This window comes from Luteimonas sp. KH_071 (genome assembly GCF_057838005.1).
This window is the reverse complement of sequence record NZ_CM174458.1, coordinates 2,940,046-2,959,800: the sequence shown is the minus strand read 5'-3', so window position 1 is coordinate 2,959,800 and position 19,755 is coordinate 2,940,046. Positions and strand designations below refer to the sequence as shown.

The window sequence follows — 19,755 nt, the reverse complement described above, 5'->3', positions numbered from 1 at the left end:
CATTCACCTACGCAAATCGCGGATGAACTTTGACGGCGGATTCGCCGCATGGTTCAGGGCCGACCCTGCCGCTAACAGAATTTTAACTTTAAATTTCTGAGAACTTAATTTTCAGTTAACTTCCTACCGCGGAACCGTCGGTAGGATGCCCGCTCCCCTTCACCCGACGTCGACGTCGGTGACCAGGGGAGAAGGGATCACCCGACCCATCATGTCCCGTTGTCGTCGCCATCCGGCGCTTGCAACGAGGCCAGCGCGGCCGCCACGGCCTTGCGGGCCACGGCGGACGGCGGTTTCGGGCGTACGCGGCCTGCATCGACCTCCGGTCGCAGCGGCCGGGTCGAGGTCCTGATCACGATGTCGCTGACATCCAGCCCGATGGACCGGGCGGCGTCGAGCAGCACATCGGCCGACAGGCGCAGCCTGGCGTGCCAGATGGGCGAATCGACGAGGAAGACCAGCCTGTTGCCGTCGACATTGGCCAGCCGCGCATGTGGCGCCAGCGAAGGAGGCAACAGGGGAACGAGGCGGCGATCCAGCGCGTCGAGCCACATGGCCCGGCGGATCGGATCGGCCGACGCACCACCCAGTGCCGCATCCAGTGCGGCCGTCGGAATCCCGGTACGGGAGGCGCCGATGCGGGGTGGCTTGAACCTGGACCTGAAATCAGACATTGGCACGCATGACTCTAGACACGTTGTTGAATGATATGCGCGGCCGCGCTGCGCAGGTGGCCGCCAAGGCCCGCGCACTCGCGACACGCAAGCCCCTCACCGTCATGACCGCCGTTGCGGTCGCCAGCCTGTGCGGCGGCGCCGCGCTCAATGCAGCGGAAATCGCGCGCATGCACGGCGTGGCCTCGGCGAACGAACGCGGCATCGAAGAAACCCGCCGCGAAGCGCAGCGCGAGATCAACGCGCTTGCCGCCCGTATGGGTGAACTGCAGGCGCAGGCCAACCGGCTCAACGCCCTCGGCGACCGGCTCGCGCGTGGTGCGGGCCTGGAAGACGGTGAATTCGATTTCGATCGCCCGGTCGGACAGGGTGGTGCGGAACCTGCGCGCGACATGCCTGCCCGCAAGCTGCTTGGCGGCATGGACGCGCTCGAAGGCGATCTGGCCAACTCCGGCCAGCAGCTCTCGGTGCTCGAAGCCCTGCTGTTCGATCGCCGCATCGAACGCAACGCCCTGCCGTCACGCTCGCCGGTCGCCAGCAGCTTCATGACTTCGGCTTACGGCTACCGCGCCGATCCGTTCGGTCGTGGTGCCCAGTTCCACAAGGGCATCGACTTCGACGCCCGCACCGGTGATCGCGTGATGACGGTCGCCGATGGCGTCGTCAGCTATTCGGGCGTACGCAGCGGTTATGGCAACGTGGTCGAAGTGGACCACGGCAACGGCTTCGTGACCCGCTATGCGCACAACTCCCGCAACGTGGTGAAGGTGGGTGACCTGGTCCGCGTCGGCGACGAGATCGCCAAGGCCGGTTCGACCGGTCGCTCGACCGGTGCCCACGTGCATTTCGAAGTCTGGGAGAACGGCCGCGTGCAGAACCCGCGCAAGTTCCTCGGCGACATGGGTGTCAGCCGGCAGTAGGGCTTTGCTCCTTCCTCCGCTTGCGGGGCATTGGACCCTTCACGGGTCGAAGGCCGGGATGGGGGCGAACCTCCCGCTCGCGCCCGTGTGGGGATCGCACTGATATCGCGCCTGATCACGCACTCCACGCTGCGCTGATTGCCCCACCCAAGCCTCACCCGCGTCGCAGGGGAGGGCTTCAAGTCCGTCGGCGCAGGTGATGTTTCGCTCGCCATGTCGTGCGCGGTCGAAGGCAGGTCGCGCACGAACGGCCCAGTGCTTGAAAACACCCCCGCGCTCCCCAAGCTACAATGCGTGTTGCCATCGAGGGGCGCCAAGCGCCCTTTTTCTTGTTTGCGGATTCGGGGGAAACCGCCCCGGGCCGCGTTCCGTCTCCAGAACCCGGACTTCCAATGCTCAATCGCCTGCTCACCAGCGTCTTCGGTAGCCGCAACGACCGTTTCGTCAAACAGCTCGAGAAGATCGTGGTGAAGATCAACGCGCTCGAGCCGCAGATGGAGGCGCTGTCGGACGCCGAACTGCAGGCCAAGACCCCCGAGTTCAAGGCGCGCGTCGCCAACGGCGAGACGCTGGACAAGGTGTTGCCCGAAGCCTTCGCGGTGTGCCGCGAGGCCAGCAGGCGCGTGCTGGGCATGCGGCCCTACGACGTGCAGCTGATCGGCGGCATGGTGCTGCACATGGGCAAGATCGCCGAGATGCGCACCGGTGAGGGCAAGACCCTGGTCGGTACGCTGCCGACCTACCTCAATGCACTCGAGGGCAAGGGCGTCCACGTCATCACGGTCAACGATTATCTGGCCCGCCGCGACGCCGCGCAGATGGGCAAGCTCTACAACTGGCTGGGCCTGTCCGTCGGCGTGATCTGGCCGGGCATGCCGCACGGCGAAGCCAAGCGCGACGCCTACCGCGCCGACATCACCTACGGCACCAACAACGAATTCGGCTTCGATTACCTGCGCGACAACATGGCGCTGTCGAAGGCCGACCGGTACCAGCGCGGCCTCAACTACGCGATCATCGACGAGGTCGACTCGATCCTGATCGACGAAGCGCGCACACCGCTGATCATCTCCGGCCCGGCCGACGATTCGCCGGAGCTCTACATCAAGGTCAACCGGATCGTGCCGTCTCTGGTGCGTCAGGAAACCGAGGACGGCGACGGCGACTTCTGGGTCGACGAGAAGGGCAAGCAGGTCCACCTGTCCGAAGCCGGCCAGGAACACGCGGAAGAACTGCTGCGCAAGGCCGGCATCCTCGGCGAAGAGGACAGCCTGTACGCGCCGCAGAACATCCACGTGGTGCATCACCTCAATGCCGGCCTGCGCGCGCATGCGATCTACCAGCGCGACGACCACTACATCATCCGCGACGGCGAAGTCATCATCGTCGACGAGTTCACCGGCCGTACCCTGCCGGGCCGTCGCTGGTCCGATGGTCTGCACCAGGCGGTGGAAGCGAAGGAAGGCGTGCCGGTGCAGCGCGAGAACCAGACGCTCGCCAGCATCACCTTCCAGAACTTGTTCCGCATGTACGGCAAGCTCTCGGGCATGACCGGTACCGCGGATACCGAAGCGTTTGAATTCGAGAGCATCTATTCGCTCGAAGTCGTGGTGATTCCGACGCATCGCCCGATGATCCGCAAGGACGCGCCCGATGCGGTGTTCCTCAACCGCCCGGGCAAGTACCGCGCCGTGGCGCGCGAGATCCAGGCGGCCAACGAACGCGGCCAGCCGGTGCTGGTCGGCACGACGTCGATCGAGGTGTCGGAACTGCTCAGCGAGCATCTGCGCAAGGAAGGCATCCATCACGAAGTGCTCAACGCCAAGCAGCACGAGCGCGAGGCGACGATCATCGCCCAGGCCGGTCGTCCGGGCGCGGTGACCATCGCGACCAACATGGCCGGCCGCGGTACCGACATCGTGCTGGGCGGTTCGCTCGACACCGAGCTGGCGACGCTGGAAGCCGAGACAGGCGCGCCGGTCGACGAGGCGACGAAGGCGAAACTCCGCGCCGAATGGCAGGTGCGCCACGATGCGGTCAAGGCCGCTGGCGGTCTGCACATCATCGGCACCGAACGCCACGAATCGCGCCGTATCGACAACCAGTTGCGCGGCCGTTCGGGCCGTCAGGGCGATCCGGGTTCGAGCCGCTTCTATCTGTCGCTCGAAGACAACCTGATGCGCATCTTCGCCGCCGACTGGGTGCAGAAGGTCATGGCGCGCATGGGCCTGCAGGAAGACGACATCATCGAGTCGCCGCTGGTCACCAAGCAGATCGCGAACGCGCAGCGCAAGGTCGAAGCGCACAACTTCGATATCCGCAAGAACCTGCTCGACTTCGACGACGTCAACAACGACCAGCGCAAGGTGATCTACGGCCAGCGCGACGAACTGCTGGACGCCGAGAGCATCCAGGACAACGTCGACGGCATCCGTGCCGACGTGATCGCCGGCATCGTCGCCCGCTACGTGCCGCCTCAGTCGATCGACGAGCAGTGGGATCTGCCGGGCCTCGAGTCCGAGATCGACCGCGAGTTCGGCCTGCGCCTGCCGCTGGTCGACATGGCCAAGTCCAGCGACGAGCTGGATGCCGAGCAGATCGCCGAGCACGTCCAGAAGGAAGTCGACCGCCTGTTCGCCGACAAGGAAGCCTCGCTCGGCGACGAGACGATGCGCATGCTCGAGAAGCACATCATGCTCAACGTGCTCGACCAGGGCTGGAAGGAACACCTGGGCCGCATGGACTACCTGCGCCAGGGCATCCATCTGCGCGGCTACGCGCAGAAGCAGCCGAAGCAGGAATACAAGCGCGAAGCCTTCGAGCTGTTCTCGGAAATGCTGGACAAGGTGAAGCACGATGTCGTGACGATGCTGGCGCGCGTGCGCGTGCGCAGCGAGGACGAGATCGCCGCGCTGGAGGCCGAAGAGCGTCGCCAGGTGGAAGCCAAGCTCAACCAGGCGCAATTCCAGCACGCCGATGCGGGCGGCTACGGCGCCGACGAGGAAGCGGAAGACGTGCGTGCGGCTGCTGCCTCGCAGGGTCCACAAGCGCCGATCGTGCGCGACGGCGACAAGGTGGGCCGCAACGATCCGTGTCCGTGCGGCAGCGGCAAGAAGTTCAAGCACTGCCACGGGCAGCTGAGCTGACTTCCGAATCGTCTGTCGCCCGGCACCTCTCCCTCCGGGAGAGAGCCTGCCCCGGACTTGATCCGGGGTCGACGCGCAGAGCGGTCGGCTGAGGGCGGGGCGGTCCGTGGGTGTCATTCGCGCCGTGACGAGCGCCCTCACCCCAGGCCCGCTCAACGCCCGGGCCCTCGTGCCAGCGCGAGGGCGTTCGTAGTCACGCGAGCCGGTGGATCCTCGCAAGCGTGCCGCCTCACCGCAGAGCGAGAGGTGCCCGGCGCCCTCGAAGCGCAGGGCGGCTGAGCGGTCGTCCAGTGGCTGCAGTCATCGCACCGCTCCCGCCGAAAAGATTGATGCGCAACGCGCGTCGGGCGGGGCCTGCGTTCTCGCGAGACATGCCCTCTCACCGAGCCTGCCCAGAGGGGCGGGGCACTCGCGCTGCACCAGCGCAGCGGGTGCGAACCTGACCATCGCGATGGCTGGCAAACCGCCCGCACCCCGCCTAACCTGACGGCCCTGTCCGGAGCGCCGAGCGGCATGAGCGAACGCGTCATCGAAGTCGTCGCCGGCGTCATTACCGACAAGCGTGGCCGGATCCTGCTGTCGCGGCGTACGCCCAACCGCGACATGCCTGGGCTCTGGGAATTTCCCGGCGGCAAGCGCGAAGCGGGCGAGACGCCGGAAGCTGCGCTGATCCGCGAACTGGACGAGGAACTCGGCATCCGCGTCACCGTCGGTTCGCCGCTGATGACCGTGCCCCAGCGCTACCCGGGCAAGCGCCTGCGGCTCGATGTCCGTCATGTCACGCATTGGGAAGGCGTGCCCAAGGGTCGCGAAGGGCAGGCATTGACCTGGGTCGCGCCGGACAAGCTGGGTCGCTATTCGATGCCGCCCGCGGACCTGCCGGTCGTCGCCGCATTGCAGACACCGGATCGGTATCTGGTGACGCCGCCACCCGGTGCGGACGATGCGCCATGGCTGCAGGCGTTCGAGAGCGCCCTGCGCCGTGGCATCCGGCGAATCCAGCTGCGGTTGCCCGATGTGCCGCCCGATCGCCAGTCCGCATTGCTGCAGCTCGCGGCGACGCGCTGTCGCAGGTACGACGCGCAGCTGCTGTTCAACGGTCCGGTCGACGCTGCACGTGCCGCCGGCGTCGGTGTCCATCTCCGGTCGGACGCGTTGCAGGCACTCGCGGCGCGTCCCGTCCCCGAGGGCACGGTGCTGGCCGCGTCCTGCCACAACGCGGAAGAGCTCTCGCACGCCGCACGTCTGGGCTGCGACTTCGTCGTGCTGGGTCCCGTCGCCGAGACTGCCAGTCATCCCGGCATGCCGGGCATCGGCTGGGACGCGTTCGCGCGACTGCGCGAGACCACGGCGCTGCCGATCTACGCACTCGGTGGCATGGCACCCGCCGACATTCCCGAGGCCCGCCGCCATGGGGCCCAGGGCATCGCTGCAATCGGGAGCCTGTGGTCGCCCTGAAAGGCGAGGGCTCACATCGACGCATCAGCGATGTGATTGAACGGGGCAGGGCGCCTGTCGGATCGATCGACGCCACCGCAGGCGAGGCTTACCGGGCCGGGTCTGCCATTCCGCGATACCGCGCATCCAGCGCGCCCACGGCCGCGTCCAGGGCCTCCAGCGTGCCGTCGTTGACGATCACGTCGTCCGCAATCGCCAGGCGCGCCGCACGCGTGGCCTGCGCGGCCACCATCCGCTCGGCAAGCGCGGCATCGATGCCGTCGCGCGCCAGCAGCCGCGCCAGCTGAAGCTCACGCGGCACGTCGATCACCAGCACCCGGTGCAGCCACGGATACGCGGCTCGGCCGCCTTCGGTCAGCAGTGGGATCGCGGCGACCGCGTAGGGTCCGGGCGCCGCCTCGCAGGCCACGCGCAGGGCTTCGCGCACGCGGGGATGGATGATTGCTTCCAGTCGCAGGCGTGCGTCGGGATCTTCGAAGATCCGGCGGCGCATCGCAGCGCGATCCAGGCTGCCGTCGTCGGACAGGGCGTCGGTGCCGAAGGCTTCGACGACCGCCGCGAGGCCCGCACTGCCGGGCGCGACCGCGTCGCGCGCCGCCAGATCGGCATCGGCGACCACGATCCCGCGTCGCTCGAATGCCTGTGTGGCTGCCGTCTTGCCCGAGGCGATGCCGCCGGTCAGGCCGATGATCAACGCGCGCATCGCGAGGCAGGGGTCAGCCGAGGCCGGCGAACTGCTTGTAGCGTTCGACCAGGTCGTGACCCCACATGAAGGTCACCCAGCCCGCGATGGCGAGATATGGCCCGAACGGAATCGGCGTCGAGCGGTCGCGGCCCTGCACGGCCAGCATGATCGAGCCGATGATCGCGCCGGCCACGGCCGACAGCAGGATGATCGGCAACAGGCCGCTCAGCCCACACCACGCGCCTAGTGCGGCCAGCAGCTTGAAGTCGCCATGGCCCATGCCTTCCTTGCCGGTGGCCTGCTTGAACAGCCACCACACCGTCCACAGGCTCGCGTAGCCCACCACCGCGCCCAGCAGGGCAGGTTTTGCGGGCATGTAGAGGTTGTCGAGACTCGCGATCAATCCCAGCCACATCAGCGGCAATGTCAGTGAGTCGGGCAACAGCTGGGTCCGCACATCGATGCCCGAGGCCGCGACCAGGAACCCGGTGAGCACCAGCGCGCCGAAGCCCTGCCAGCCGAAACCGAAGCGCCACACGCAGGCCACGAACAACAGCATCGTCAGCAGCTCGACCGCGGGATACTGCATCGAGATCGGCGTCTTGCAGCTGCGGCACTTGCCACGCAGCGCAAGCCAGCTCAGGACCGGGATGTTCTCGTACCACGACAGCTGATGGCCGCAATGCGGGCAATGCGACCGCTCGACCACGATCCCGGGCGGCGGCGGATCGTACAGCTCCGGCTCGCCCAGGATCTCGCGTGAATCACGCTTCCACTGCCACTCCATGCGCCGCGGCAGCCGCAGGATCACGACATTGAGGAAGCTGCCCACCAGCAGGCCGAAGCCTGCGGCGAGCGGAAAGCCCAGCTCTGGGTTCTGATCGAGAAAAGCCATCTAGCGGATCACCAGCGAACGAGGCACATCAGACGACCGAAGCCAATTTGAAGATCGGCAGATACATGCCGATGACCATGCCGCCGACGAGACCACCGATGAACACCATGATCATGGGCTCGAGCAGGCTGCTCAATGCATCGACCGCATTATTGACCTCCTCCTCGTAGAACTCGGCCACCTTGAACAGCATGGTGTCGAGCGCGCCCGCCTCTTCGCCGATCGCCGTCATCTGCACCACCATGTGCGGAAACAGGTTCACCTGCTTCATCGCCATGTTGACCTGGTAGCCGACGGACACGTCATCGCGCATCCGCAGTACAGCCTTCTCGTAAACCGTACTTCCGGTAGCGCCCGAGACTGTATCCAGCGCCTCCACAAGCGGCACGCCGGCCTTGAAAGTGGTGGCAAGCGTACGAGCGAAGCGTGCGACCGCAGCGTTGTGAAGAAGCTGACCGATTACCGGCAACTTGAGAAGCAGCTTGTCGACGCCGTGTTGTAGAGGTACAGACCGTCGATATGCAAACAGAAATCCTGCGACGCCGCCAACTACAACGAACAACATCAGCCACCAATACGACACCATGAACTTGCTAGCGCCTACGATCAACTGTGTAAAAGCTGGAAGTTCCGCGCCGAAGTCGGCGAACACCGCTTCGAACTGCGGCACGACGAAGATCAGCAGGATTGCGCTAACGATGATGGCGACCGCGACAACCGCAATTGGATAAAACAGCGCCTTCTTGATCTTTCCTTTCAGTTTCTCGGTGTTTTCCTTGTATGTGGCGATGGTGTCGAGCACGGTTTCGAGCACGCCGGCCGACTCGCCGGCGCGGACCAAGTTCTGGAACAGCTCGTCGAACTGCACCGGATGCTTGGACATCGCTTCGTTGATGGAAGAGCCGCCCTCGATGTCCAGACGCATCGCATTGAGCATCTTCGCCATGCGCGGGTTCTTGTTGCCGTTGGCCACGATCTCCAGCGCCTGCACCACCGGCACGCCGGACTTGATCATCGTGGCGAACTGCCGGCTGAAGATCGCAATATCGCGCGGAGTGATCTTCTTGCCGGCAGCGCCGAACAGCGGCTTGCCTTTGGTCTTGATGACCCCCGGCTGGATCCCCTGCCGGCGCAGCTCGGCGCGCAACATGTTGACGTTCTTCGACTGCTGCTCGCCCTTCATCTTGACGCCGCGCTTGTCGGTGCCTTCCCAGATGAAGGTGTCCAGGGTCACGCCCTCGCGGACAGGTAGCGCGGGCTTGTTGCCGACGGTCTTGCGGGCGACGGTGCGGGTGGCAGACATGCGGGTGTTCCCCCAGATGAACCGGCTTTCCCCAGCCGGGCAGATGGCCGCATGGTAGCGGCTTGGCGGGCAAAGTGGCAGGCCGGGTCGTGACCGGTTGCCGCATTCCGCATTCGGGCTTCAAATGTCAGGCGGGCGAGCGCGATCTTTCAGAGCGCGCCTGCACGCGAAGCGGCGTCAATCGCGTTGCCGCAACGCGCGAACGCAGGGCGTCTTGTCCCAGGGCTCAGTCCTTAGTGACGCGGTTGATCTCCGCCAGGCTCGTCAATCCCTGCCGCGCTTTCTCGAGTGCCGACTTGCGCAGATCGTTCACGCCTGCGCGTGCTGCAACTTCGGCGATTTGGATCGCGTTGCCGCCCTGCAGGATGATCTCCTGGATCTGCTCGCTCATCGGCATCACCTGGTACACGCCCACGCGACCCTTGTAGCCGTTGGTGCATTCGTCGCAGCCCACCGCCTCGTAGAGCTCGATGCCTGCGCGCACCTGGTCTTCGGTATATCCCTCGGCCAGCAGCGCATGGTCGGGCAGCTCCACCCTGCGCTTGCAGCGCGGGCACAGCCGGCGCGCCAGGCGCTGGGCGATCACCAGCGTGACCGAACTGGTGATGTTGTAGGGCGCGATGCCCATGTTCATCAGGCGGGCGATGGTCTGCGGCGCATCGTTGGTATGCAGCGTCGACAGCACCATGTGGCCCGTCTGCGCGGCCTTGATCGCGATCTCCGCGGTTTCCAGGTCGCGAATCTCGCCGACCATGATGATGTCCGGGTCCTGGCGCAGGAACGAGCGCAGCGCCGCGGCAAAGGTCATGCCGCGCTTGTTGTTCTGCTGTACCTGGTTGACGCCCGGCAGGCGGATTTCCACCGGATCCTCTGCCGTCGAGATGTTGCGGGTCTCGTCGTTGAGGATGCCGAGGGCCGTGTACAGCGAGACGGTTTTACCCGAGCCGGTCGGGCCGGTCACCAGCACCATGCCGTAGGGCTTGTGGATGGCCTCCAGGAATAGCGCCTGCTGGTCGGGCTCGTAGCCCAGCTTGTCGATGCCCAGCTTGGCCGCGCTGGCATCGAGGATACGCAGCACCACCTTTTCGCCGAACAAAGTGGGCAGGGTGCTGACGCGGAAGTCGATCTGCTTGGTCTTGGACAGGTTGAGCTTGATGCGGCCGTCCTGCGGGATGCGCTTTTCGGCGATGTCGAGTTGCGCCATGACCTTCAGACGCGCGGTGATGCGGCCGTTGAGCTTGACCGGCATCTTCGCGACCTGCTTGAGGATGCCGTCGATGCGGAGGCGCACCCGGTAGTCGGTTTCATATGGCTCGAAATGGATGTCGGACGCGCCGCGTTTGATCGCGTCCACCAGCACCTTGTTGACGAACTTGACGACCGGCGTGTCGTCCTTGCCGTCGACCGCGTTCTCCATCTTGCCCGGATCGTCATCGGTGCCGACATCGAGCGCATCCAGTCCGTCGCCGTCGTCGAGCGCGTCGCCGAAACTGTCCGACGATTGCAGCCAGATTTCCAGGGTGCGACGGATGCTCTCCTCGTCGACCAGGATCGGCTCAACCGTGAGATTGGTGTGGAACTTGATCTCGTCCAGTGCATGCGTATTGGTCGGATCGGCAGTGCCCACAAACAAGCGGTTGCCACGTTTGAACAGCGGCAGCACCCCGTGCTTGCCCAGCAGCTCCTCGCTGACCAGCTTGACCGCACTGGCATGGGGATCCATCACCGCCGGGTCGAAGACCGGCATGCCGAATTCGATTGAAATCGCGGCGGCCATCTGCGAAGCGGTCACCAACTTTTGTTCGCGCAGATAGGCCGAGATCTGCTTGCGCAGTGCCGTCGCCTTTTCCAGCGCCTCGCGCGCCGCTGCCTCATCCAAGGCGCCGTCAAGAACGAGGCGGCGGGCGATACCAGTGATGCCGACAAGGTTGGGACTCGCGAGTGTATTCATGAAGTGCTTGTGCTTGTGCGTTGGAAGGCCACTCTACTTCAACAGTTCGCCGTTGCTATGGTCTCTGCCAAGCGGTCAGTAGCACGGGATACGATGCGCGCGAGCCTGCCCGCCGTGAGAAACCCTGTCGAAACGCGATTCCCGTCAAGCACCGTCAGTAGGCGAGTCTTAAAGTCCCAGAAGTTTGAATTGAAATAGGAAACAAAAAAAAGCCCCGGCTAAACCGGGGCTCTGCACTTCAACGCCTATCTCTAATTAACCGCGGCACTCGGCCGGGAGGCGGGCCTTGTTCGTATTGGTGCCGGTGCAGTTCCAATTGATCGGCCCATTCGGAACAGTGCCAGCGACCAGAGCAGGCACGGGCGTCATCGTAAGGGAGCCGCCACCTGCGGCAGGCGTCAGAGCGACCGTAATGACGCCAGTGGTGCTGATCGCAACGCCGTTAGCTGCGACGTTGCGTGTCGCAGGCTGCGTAGCGTTATAGCCCTGGGCGAGCGGCAGGCCGTTCGATGCATTTTCCACAACGGTCAGCTTGGCTGCAGACGCAGCCGCAAGGCCTTCAGTGGTGCGGGCGCGGACGGTGTAATCCTGGTAAGCCGGCAGCGCGATGGCCGCGAGGATGGCGATGATCGCCACAACGATCATCAGTTCGATGAGGGTGAAGCCCTTCTGCATCTTCTTCATGGTGTATCCCCTAGGAGTGATTGATTCCACGTGCCGCGTGGCCGGCTGGTGCCGATCCGTGGGCAGCCGTGCGACCTGCACGTGCGATGGGGATGACGCATAAGGCGTGCCAACTTTCCCGCCCTTGATTGGCGCCGGATTGTGTCGATGGACACGGATGCCGGGCATGCGCGGGAACGGATCGTGCGCGATCGCGTCACAAGGTGACGCGTTGTGTCGAACTGGTGCCCGGGGTCGCTGGAGGGCAGCGGGTCACCGCACGCTATTCCGGCAACGATCCGCTTTTCCTGCGCCCGGGCCGGCTGCCCGGGTGTGCGCGCCGTGGACAGCCGGGGCGTGCCGCCTACGCCCGCGGTGCATCACGCGCCGCGCGGCATTGAAGCGGCATCAATCGATGCCGAGCTTCTTCAGCTTGTACCGCAGCGCCCGGAACGTGATGCCCAGTGCGGCGGCGGTGCGGGTCTTGTTGTAGCGGTTTTCCTGCAGCGCCTGCTGGATGGCGGCGCGCTCGATGTCTTCGATGAAGGACGGCAGCGCCGAACTGGCGGTGTCGTAGGGACTGAGCGTGCGCGGGTCGCGCGGCGGTGCGGCGCTGGGCGGCAGGGCCTGGTGCGTGCCGGTGATGAAGGGCGAGGGCTGCTGCGGTTGCGCGGTCTGCTGGGCGCCGCGGGCGACGGGCAGGTGCAGGTCGGCGGCGGTGATGTGGTCGTTGTCGGCCATGGCCAGGGCGCGCTCGAGGATGTTCTCGAGTTCGCGGACATTGCCGGCAAATCCATAGGCTTCGAGCGCGGCGACGGCGTCCGGCGCCAGGGTGGGCGCGGCGCGGTGCATGGCCTGGGCGAGGCGCTGCAGGATCGCGCCCGACAGCAGCGGCAGATCGCCCGTGCGCTCGCGCAGCGGCGGCACCTGCAGGCCGATGACATTGATGCGGTAGTAGAGGTCGTGGCGGAAGCGGCCGTCGTTGACCAGCTGCGCCAGATCCTTGTGGGTGGCCGACAGGATGCGCACGTCGACCTGGATCTCGGCCGCGGCGCCGACCGGGCGGATCGACTTTTCCTGGATCGCGCGCAGCAGCTTGACCTGCATCGCCAGCGGCAGCTCGGCGATCTCGTCGAGGAACAGCGTGCCGCCGTCCGCAGCCTGGAACAGGCCCGGCTTGTCGCTGTGCGCGCCGGTGAAGCTGCCCTTCTTGTGGCCGAAGAACTCGCTCTCCATCAGTTCGCTCGGAATGGCGCCGCAGTTGACCGGCACGAAGGGACTGCTCGCGCGCGCGCCTTGCGCGTGGATCGTGCGGGCGACGAGTTCCTTGCCGGTGCCGGATTCGCCCTGGATGAAGACGGGCGCCTGGCTGCGGGCGACCTTGGCGATCGTGTTGCGCAGCGTGACCATCACGTCTGACGTGCCGAGCAGGCGGCTGCTGTGTTCTTCGGTCTCGCGTTTGGCGCGCTCGCCCAGTTCCAGGGCCTGCCGGACCAGGCCGCGCAGCACATGGATGTCGACCGGCTTGCTGACGAAATCGAAGGCACCCGCTTTCAGCGCTTCGACCGCAGCCGCGACGTTGCCATACGCGGTGATCACGGCAACCGGGGTGCCGGGGAAACGGGTAGTGATCTCGCCCACGAGATCCAGACCCGACCCGTCCGGCAGGCGCATGTCGGTCAGGCAGAGATCATAGGTCGAGGCGGCCAGCAGTTCGCGCGCGACCGCCAGGCTGGGCGCGGTTTCGGTACGCAGCCCCATGCGGCTCAATGTGAGGACCAGCAGTTCACGAATATCGTGTTCGTCATCGACGATCAGGACGCTGCGAGTTTCGCTCATCGATTCGCCACACAACCGGGACTCAGGTGTGACGCATAGTGACAGATTCTGTCAAAGGCCACGAGAGTCACGCGCTGTCGACGCGCGGTGTGGAGGTACAGTTGCGCCGCTGTGTGGAGGCGGCATTCGAACAGGGAGCGCGCAGGTGGGCTGAGTGCGGTGTCGTAACAGCGCCGCCGCGGGCGAGGGTGGTTCGGTCGGCAACCCGATCTGTAGATAGATGCGTCAGAGGCGTTTGCAGGTCCCAGGCTCAGCGCTTCTGCAGCGCCGATCAGGCCGCCTTTCGCAACAGCGTCTGCCGCGCCGCCAGGGTGACCCGGAAGCACGCGCCGCCGCCGGGGACGGCGACATATTCCAGATGGGCCTCGTTCGCCCGGCACAGCTCGTGCGCAATGTAGAGCCCCAGGCCCGTGCCGCTTTCGGAGGTGGTGAAGAACGGGCGGAACAGCTGCGAGGCGACGGCTTCGGGAATGCCGGGACCACGGTCGAGCACGCTGAGCGTGGGGCATTCGCCGGCCTGTTCGAGGCGCAGGGTGATACGCGCCGGCTCGCCGGGCATGCGGCCGTATCGCACGGCGTTGTTGACGAGGGCGGTGAGCACCTGCTGCAGGTGGCGCGGGTCGAAGATCGCGCGCAGCGTGGGCTGGTCGCAGCTGATCTTCAGTTCGGCGTTCTCGTCGGTGACGATCATCCGGTAGTCCTGCACGAAGCCATGGGCCACGGCGACGAGATCCACATGTTCCGGCCGCGCGCGTTCGCGGCGGGCGAGGCCCAGCACGCTTTCGACGATGCCGTTGGTGCGCATACATTGCTGGTGGATGATCTGCAGCAGGCGCCGGTCGGCCTCGCCGATCTGGTCCGATTCCTCCATCAGCTGGGTGGCGTAGCTGATCGCGGCGAGCGGGTTGCGGATCTCGTGCGCGAGGCTGGCGGAGAACCGGCCCATGGTGGCCAGGGTCAGCGATTCGGCGCGGCGCGAGACCAGCGAGGTGTCGTCGAGGAACACGAGCGTGCTGTCGCTCTCGGCCAGCAGGCGCACGAAGCGCGGCATCACGTCGGTATGCTCGCGCAGGTTGAGCGGCGCACTGTCGACGCTGCCGCTGCGCAGCCACTCGGCTAGGCGCATCGCCAGTGGCGGCGCGAGTTGTGACAGCGTGCGGCCGTGCAGACCGTCTTCGCCGGGTGTCTCGCTTTCCCCGATCAGCAGCATGGCGGCTTCGTTGGTCAGGCGGATGTGTCCGCTGCTGTCGACCAGCAACACGCCGGTCTGCATGCGGCGGATGATCAGTTCGTTGATCTCGGCGAGGTTCGCGGCCTCGGCCCCGCGCCGGTCTGCCAGCGCCTGCGTGTCGCGCACCTGCTTGCCGAGCTGGCGGGTCAGCGACGCGGCGGCGAAGAAACCCAGCCCGAACATCAGCATCTCGGCGAACGGGCGGTCGAACGTGCCGGTGCCGAACAGGCCGGACAGGCGTTCGATCAGCAGCGCCAGCGCGGCGGCCGCGGCGATCAGCAGGCTGGTGCGCAGGGTGACGAACAGCGATGCGGCGCCGATGTTGAACAGCAGCAGCATCGCGATGCCGGGCGCGACTTCCGGAATCGCGTGGGTGATCAGGGTGGCGACCGCGATGTCGACGAGTACGCCGACCACCGCATGGCTGGGAAAGTCGGCCCTGGTGCGCCGCGCATGCCACCACAGTCCGACCGAGGCGATCAGATAGCCGATGGCGACCGAGATCGCGACCGGCGCATCGATCATGGCGCCGAGGGTCTCGCCCCAAGGGCTGAAGACCAGCAGCGCGAGCAGGGCGGCCTCCAGCACCCGGTACAGCGCGAACAGCGAGAGTTCCCGCTGCAGCAGCGACGGTGTCAGCGTGGAAGCTGCAAGCAGGGGCACGGGCGCGTTCCATCGGAGCCGGACGGCCGAGTATAGGCGTCAGCCCGGACCGCTCGGGTGGGGCGGTTTTGCCCGCCGCCGCCGCATGGGCGAGAATAGCGGACCCCGTCGACCCGCCGCGCGTCCTGCGCCGCCCGTCGGCGGTGTCTTTTTCCTTCCCGTACGGACCCCACATGAACTTCCACGAATACCAGGCGAAGCAGTTGTTTGCCGATTACGGCATCCCCGTGCCGGCCGGGCGCGTCGCGTCCACCGCCGACGAAGCAGTCGAAGTAGCGAAGTCCCTGGGCGATGGCCCCTGGATGGTCAAGGCCCAGATCCACGCGGGCGGCCGCGGCAAGGCCGGCGGCGTGAAGTTCTGCAAGACCACCGACGACGTGAAGGCCGCTGCCTCCAAGATGCTCGGCACCAAGATGGCCACCTATCAGACCGCTGGCGTTGAACTGCCGGTCAATCTGGTGCTGGTCACCGAAGCCGGCGAGATCGCCAAGGAACTGTATCTGTCGGTGCTGGTCGACCGCGGCACGCAGTCGATCACCTACATCGTCTCGAGCGAGGGTGGCGTGGACATCGAGCAAGTGGCCGCCGAGACGCCGGAGAAGATCGAAAGCCTCAACGTCAGCTTCGTCGAAGGTTTCCAGCCCTACCAGGGCCGCGAGATCGGCTTCAAGATCGGCCTGACCGCCAAGCAGGCCAACCAGCTCGCCAAGATCATGGGCGGCCTGTATACCCTGTTCAACGAGAAGGACCTGGCGCTGGTCGAACTCAACCCGCTGGCGATCCTCGACAACGGCGACCTCTACGCCCTCGACGGCAAGGTCGACTCCGACGACAACGCCACGTTCCGTCACAAGGATCTGGCGGCGATGCGTGACGCCACGCAGGAAGACGAGGCCGAGGCGCGTGCCAGCCAGCACGACCTGAACTACGTGACCATGGACGGCAACATCGGCTGCATGGTCAACGGCGCGGGCCTGGCGATGGCGACGATGGACGTGATCGCACTCAACGGCGGTTCGCCGGCGAACTTCCTCGACGTGGGCGGCGGCGCGACCAAGGAGCGCGTGACCGAAGCGTTCAAGCTCATCCTGTCGAGCGACAAGGTGAAGGCGATCTTCGTCAACATCTTCGGCGGCATCGTCCGCTGCGACATGATTGCCGAAGGCATCATCGCCGCGGTCAAGGAAGTGGACGTCAAGGTGCCGGTGATCGTGCGCCTCGAGGGCACGAACGTCGAAGCGGGCAAGAAGCTGCTGGCCGAGTCGGGTCTGGCGATCACCGCGGCCGACGACATCAACGACGGCGCCAAGAAGGCCGTCGCCGCCGCCGCCTGATTTTTCGACGGCTGCGGGCAAGGCCTTCCGGAGTCCACAGCCCCCTTGAGTCAAGGGGGCGGCATCGCCAGCGGCGATGCGGGGGTTCTGGAGAGGTGGCGCAAGCGGCGTTCCGCATCACGGAACGCTGCGCCGGCCCGAAGCCGTACAACCCATAGATAGCGAAGGACTCAAACGAATGTCCGTTTTGATCAACAAGAACACCAAGGTGATCGTGCAGGGCTTCACCGGCCAGCAGGGCACCTTCCACGCCACCCAGATGGTGGAATACGGCACCCAGGTCGTCGGCGGCGTCACGCCGGGCAAGGGTGGCACCACGCACATCGACCTGCCGGTGTTCAACACCGTGCGCGAAGCGGTCGAGGCCACCGGCGCCGATGCGTCGGTGATCTACGTGCCGCCGCCGTTCGCGGCCGACGCGATCCTCGAAGCGGCTGCGGCCGGCATCAAGGTCATCGTCTGTATCACCGAGGGCATTCCGGTGCTCGACATGCTGCGCGTCAAGAACGTGCTCAAGTCGCATCCGGACGTGACCCTGGTGGGTCCGAACTGCCCGGGCGTGATCACGCCGGGCGAGTGCAAGATCGGCATCATGCCGGGCCACATCCACATGCCGGGCAAGATCGGCATCGTCTCGCGCTCGGGCACGCTGACCTATGAAGCGGTCAAGCAGACCACCGCGGCGGGCCTCGGCCAGTCGACCGTCATCGGCATCGGCGGCGACCCGATCAACGGCCTGAACTTCGTCGACTGCCTCAAGCTGTTCAACGAAGACCCGCAGACGCTGGGCATCATCATGGTCGGCGAGATCGGTGGCGACGCCGAGGAAGCGGGCGCCGAGTACATCAAGGCGCACGTCAAGAAGCCGGTCGTGGGCTTCATCGCCGGCGCCTCGGCCCCTCCGGGCAAGCGCATGGGCCATGCCGGTGCGATCGCCTCGGGCGGTTCGGGCACGGCGGAAGGCAAGTTCAAGGCGATGGAAGCGGCGGGCGTGAAGACCGTCCGTTCGCCGGGCGACCTGGGCGAAGCGATCGCCGCGCTCGTGAAGTAATTCGCCCCTCGCCGGGTGATTCGAAAGGCCGCCTCCGGGCGGCCTTTTTTTGTGGCGTGATCTCGACGTCGCGCGCTGTGCCCGCACGAACTGGTACGCGGTCTGCGTCGACACGGCCGCTATGATGGACGGCCCCGACCGCGTGCCTGCCGACATGACCGATCCTCTGCGTATCGCACTCGCCCAGTTCGACTTTCCGGTCGGCGATGTCGGCCGCAACGCCGAGCGCATCGCGGAGATGATCGCGGCCGCACGCGACGAGTTCGGAGCGCACGTGGTGGTTTTTCCGGAGCTCGCGATCAGCGGCTATCCGCCCGAGGACCTGCTGATGCGGCCTTCGTTCCTCATCGACTGCGAAGCAGCGCTGATGCAGATCGCCAAGGATGTGCGGGGCATCGTCGCGGTGGTGGGCTGGCCGGAATCGGCAGGCAGCGTGCTCTACAACTCGGCCAGCGTGCTGCGCGACGGCAAGCTCGAGCGCACCTATCGCAAGCGCGAACTGCCGAACTACAACGTGTTCGACGAGCGCCGCTATTTCCACGTCGACCCCGATGGCGAGCCCTGCGTGGTCGATGTCGGCGGCGTGCCGGTCGGCGTACTCGTCTGCGAGGACCTGTGGTTCCCCGAGCCGCTGGCCGATACCGCAGCGGCAGGCGCGGCCGTGGTCGTCGTGCCGAATGCATCGCCGTACGAGCGTGGTAAGCATCGCCAGCGTGACGCGCTGCTGGCCGAGCGCACCCGCGAGAGCGGCGTCGCGCTGGCCTACGTCAACGTCGTCGGCGGACAGGATGCGCTGGTGTTCGATGGCGCGTCGGTCGTCGCCGATGCCGACGGCACGGTGCACCCCGCGGCGATCGCATTCGACGACCAGTGGCTGGTGGTGGACTTCGACCCTGACAAGCGCGCGTTCTCGCCGGTGGTCTGGGTCGACGACGGAGACGAAAGTATCGATGCGCTCGCCTGGCGCGCGGTGGTGCGCGGCACGCGCGACTACTGTGGCAAGAACGGGTTTTCGAAAGCCTGGGTCGGCCTGTCGGGCGGCATCGATTCGTCGGTGGTGCTGGCGATGGCGGTCGACGCGCTGGGCGCGGAGAACGTCACCGCGGTGCGCATGCCCTCGCGCTTCACCGCCGGGCTGAGCAACGACCTCGCGGCCGAGCAGTGCGAGGCGCTCGGCGTGCGCATGCTGACGATTCCGATCGAACTGCCGTTCCAGGGCTTCCTCGACACGTTGGCCGAAGCGTTCGAGGGCAAGGACGGCGACATCGCCGAGGAAAACCTGCAGTCGCGCACCCGCGGCGCGATCATGATGGCGCTGTCGAACAAGCACGGCGGCCTGCTGCTCACCACAGGCAACAAGAGCGAGTACGCCGTGGGCTACGCGACGATCTACGGCGACATGTGCGGCGGCTACGCGCCGATCAAGGACCTCTACAAGACCGAGGTCTTCGGCCTGTCGAAGTGGCGCAACACCGTCGGCGGCGCACCGGTGATTCCGCCCGCGGTGATCGCCCGGCCGCCCTCGGCCGAATTGCGCGACAACCAGCTCGACCAGGATTCACTGCCGCCCTACGACGTGCTCGACGCGATCCTGCGGCGCTTCGTGGACCAGGAGGAATCGCGCGACGAGATCGTCGCGGCCGGCTTCGATGCGGCGACCGTCGACCGCGTGCTGCGGCTGGTGCGCATCAGCGAGTGGAAGCGTCACCAGGCTGCGCCGGGGCCGAAGATCTCGCGGCGCGCGTTCGGTCGCGAGCGGCGGTATCCGATCAGCAACCGGTATGAAGGATGACGGGTGTCCGTGCGGCACAGCCGGTTGGTCTTGTGCGGGATACCGCCGATCGCGTGACTGGCGCCTTCCCCCGCTTGCGGGGGACGGTTGGAATGGGGGCGATGCCACCGGTTGCGGACGGAATGGTCGGCGGCTGATGTCTCAGCGCTT

The 19,755-nt window shown here is 66.1% G+C and carries 13 protein-coding genes and 2 pseudogenes; 6 read left to right on the top strand and 9 right to left on the bottom strand.

Annotated features, from left to right (window positions below; translation table 11 throughout):
* Window positions 1-209: 209 nt before the first annotated feature.
* Window positions 210-674, bottom strand: coding sequence for a DciA family protein (locus AC3IRM_RS13625; protein WP_489203621.1), 465 nt, complete (start codon window positions 672-674; stop codon window positions 210-212).
* Window positions 675-682: 8 nt separating this feature from the next.
* Here AC3IRM_RS13625 and AC3IRM_RS13620 point away from each other — a divergent pair, with 8 nt between their 5' ends.
* The 3 genes from AC3IRM_RS13620 to AC3IRM_RS13610 all read left to right on the top strand — a co-directional run bounded on the left by AC3IRM_RS13620 (window position 683) and on the right by AC3IRM_RS13610 (window position 6,198).
* On the top strand, window positions 683-1,594 hold the full coding sequence (locus AC3IRM_RS13620; RefSeq protein ID WP_489203620.1) for a M23 family metallopeptidase: 912 nt from the start codon (window positions 683-685) through the stop codon (window positions 1,592-1,594).
* A gap of 392 nt (window positions 1,595-1,986) precedes the next feature.
* Window positions 1,987-4,740: a preprotein translocase subunit SecA gene (gene secA / locus AC3IRM_RS13615; protein WP_489203619.1), complete on the top strand. Its 2,754-nt coding sequence runs from the start codon at window positions 1,987-1,989 to the stop codon at window positions 4,738-4,740.
* Between the two features lie 513 nt (window positions 4,741-5,253).
* Window positions 5,254-6,198, top strand: coding sequence for a Nudix family hydrolase (locus tag AC3IRM_RS13610; RefSeq protein WP_489203618.1), 945 nt, complete (start codon window positions 5,254-5,256; stop codon window positions 6,196-6,198).
* 88 nt (window positions 6,199-6,286) lie between these two features.
* On the opposite strand, the gene coaE is transcribed toward AC3IRM_RS13610, so the two are convergent.
* The 8 genes and pseudogenes from coaE to AC3IRM_RS13570 all read right to left on the bottom strand — a co-directional run bounded on the left by coaE (window position 6,287) and on the right by AC3IRM_RS13570 (window position 15,428).
* Window positions 6,287-6,901: a dephospho-CoA kinase gene (gene coaE, locus AC3IRM_RS13605; protein WP_489203617.1), complete on the bottom strand. Its 615-nt coding sequence runs from the start codon at window positions 6,899-6,901 to the stop codon at window positions 6,287-6,289.
* A 13-nt stretch (window positions 6,902-6,914) separates the two neighbouring features.
* A complete protein-coding gene (locus AC3IRM_RS13600) occupies window positions 6,915-7,778 on the bottom strand; it encodes a prepilin peptidase (RefSeq protein ID WP_489203616.1) in 864 nt (287 codons plus the stop codon).
* 28 nt (window positions 7,779-7,806) lie between these two features.
* On the bottom strand, window positions 7,807-9,081 hold the full coding sequence (locus AC3IRM_RS13595; protein WP_489203614.1) for a type II secretion system F family protein: 1,275 nt from the start codon (window positions 9,079-9,081) through the stop codon (window positions 7,807-7,809).
* A gap of 226 nt (window positions 9,082-9,307) precedes the next feature.
* Entirely contained in the window at window positions 9,308-11,032 is a 1,725-nt protein-coding gene (gene pilB / locus AC3IRM_RS13590; protein ID WP_489203613.1) for a type IV-A pilus assembly ATPase PilB, read from the bottom strand.
* Between the two features lie 255 nt (window positions 11,033-11,287).
* Entirely contained in the window at window positions 11,288-11,716 is a 429-nt protein-coding gene (locus AC3IRM_RS13585) for a pilin (RefSeq protein ID WP_489203612.1), read from the bottom strand.
* Between the two features lie 387 nt (window positions 11,717-12,103).
* Window positions 12,104-12,268, bottom strand: a pseudogene (locus AC3IRM_RS13580) (helix-turn-helix domain-containing protein); the annotation flags it as partial.
* A gap of 122 nt (window positions 12,269-12,390) precedes the next feature.
* Window positions 12,391-13,534 (bottom strand): annotated as a pseudogene (locus AC3IRM_RS13575) (sigma-54-dependent transcriptional regulator); the annotation flags it as partial.
* Between the two features lie 271 nt (window positions 13,535-13,805).
* On the bottom strand, window positions 13,806-15,428 hold the full coding sequence (locus AC3IRM_RS13570; RefSeq protein WP_489203611.1) for a sensor histidine kinase: 1,623 nt from the start codon (window positions 15,426-15,428) through the stop codon (window positions 13,806-13,808).
* 173 nt (window positions 15,429-15,601) lie between these two features.
* On the opposite strand from AC3IRM_RS13570, the gene sucC reads away from it, so the two are divergent.
* From sucC to AC3IRM_RS13555, 3 genes are all read left to right on the top strand, one after another.
* On the top strand, window positions 15,602-16,762 hold the full coding sequence (sucC, locus tag AC3IRM_RS13565; RefSeq protein WP_489203610.1) for an ADP-forming succinate--CoA ligase subunit beta: 1,161 nt from the start codon (window positions 15,602-15,604) through the stop codon (window positions 16,760-16,762).
* 178 nt (window positions 16,763-16,940) lie between these two features.
* The gene (gene sucD / locus AC3IRM_RS13560; RefSeq protein ID WP_180545043.1) at window positions 16,941-17,813 is read left to right on the top strand and encodes a succinate--CoA ligase subunit alpha; all 873 of its coding nucleotides are present in this window, start codon (window positions 16,941-16,943) and stop codon (window positions 17,811-17,813) included.
* Window positions 17,814-17,967: 154 nt separating this feature from the next.
* Window positions 17,968-19,605, top strand: coding sequence for an NAD+ synthase (locus tag AC3IRM_RS13555; RefSeq protein WP_489203609.1), 1,638 nt, complete (start codon window positions 17,968-17,970; stop codon window positions 19,603-19,605).
* Window positions 19,606-19,755: the final 150 nt, after the last annotated feature.